At 31.2% G+C, this 1,200-nt stretch carries 1 protein-coding gene; it reads right to left on the reverse strand.

All coding sequences use genetic code 11. The annotated features are described in order from the left end of the window. Nucleotides 1-1,061 (reverse strand): RNA-guided endonuclease InsQ/TnpB family protein (locus tag CN326_RS18970; RefSeq protein ID WP_098310530.1); only part of this gene is annotated, 1,061 nt, incomplete at its 3' end. Between the last annotated feature and the right edge of the window lie 139 nt (nucleotides 1,062-1,200).

The raw sequence follows: 1,200 nt of genomic DNA on the forward strand, positions 1-1,200 counted from the left end.
ATAACGATTTTGCAAACTTCCTCTTCTTGAGCTAGTTTTACAATATGATGACTAGCTTTATGGAAGATGTCCTTTATTTTCAGGTAACGCTTTTGGTGAAGTTTTTCTATTCTTTTAGAAGTAAAAGGTCCTTCCTTTGTTTGTTTACCTTTCCTGAGAACACTTGTAAAATGGCCCTTCACTTTATTGTAATATTGATTTATGCTTTTGACATGTTTGCCCTTAACAAGTACAGGTTTCATACCTGTGTTTGTTACAATGGTTGCAAGATTATCAATACCTAAATCAATACTCATATAACGCCCATTCTCTTCAACGGATTGTTGTTCTGAAGGAACATCTACCACCAATTCCACTACATACTCATTGTATTTTGGAATGACACGAACTTGCTTCAATTTACCTTCAGTAAACCCTAATTTTCCAATGTTTAATTGCAATTTTGTCTTTGGAAACTTTAAAAACTTATCATTTTTAATGACACAATCTTGATTTGTATACAGAATCTCTTTTTCAGAAGAACGAATATATTTTGGAATTCTAGGTCTTCCAGTATATTTATTTGGATTCTTTTTATAATCTTTTAAACTAGCAAAAAAAGACTTCCAATTTTGGAATACATTTTTCATGATTGATTGACTAGATTGCGTAGGCAAAGCACGATAATCATTCTGAATCATCACTTTAAATAATGCATCCAGAAAATTATAATCTACATAAGTTTTTTCTGTAGTTGGTTCTGAAAACAAATTACACTTCACTTCTTTTTGTTTTTCTTTTGGTTTTGTTTTCTCTTTTTCCAATCTCTTTTGATAAGTAAGAAGTTGCGTATCATTCATCTTCCCTATGTTTTTAGAAACCGTATCCAAAACTTCTTTTTGTAAAGGTTGCAACTCCTTATCTTGTGTCAAACCTGTATACACTTGTCGTATATAAAAGTTTGTCGTGTTGTACATATTCTTAGCATTTTGGCAAGATTCTTGAAAATAAGAATACATACGATGCCCTTTTTTAATCCAAATCTGAAGAGTTTTATAATGTGTTTGATTTTCCATTGTCATTTTTCACCTCCTTGTTAAGGATATTATACCAAAACAAGAACGTATGTTTCTGTTTTTGAACATAAAATATTTTTTTCGATTCACCTCACCACCTTCACATATGTTTAGAGGTGGGAGTCCTCTCGAAAGGTATGATAGA

The sequence above is a fragment of the Bacillus sp. AFS018417 genome (assembly GCF_002560985.1).
In the GTDB taxonomy this organism is placed as follows: Bacteria; Bacillota; Bacilli; order Bacillales; family Bacillaceae_G; genus Bacillus_A; species Bacillus_A rhizoplanae.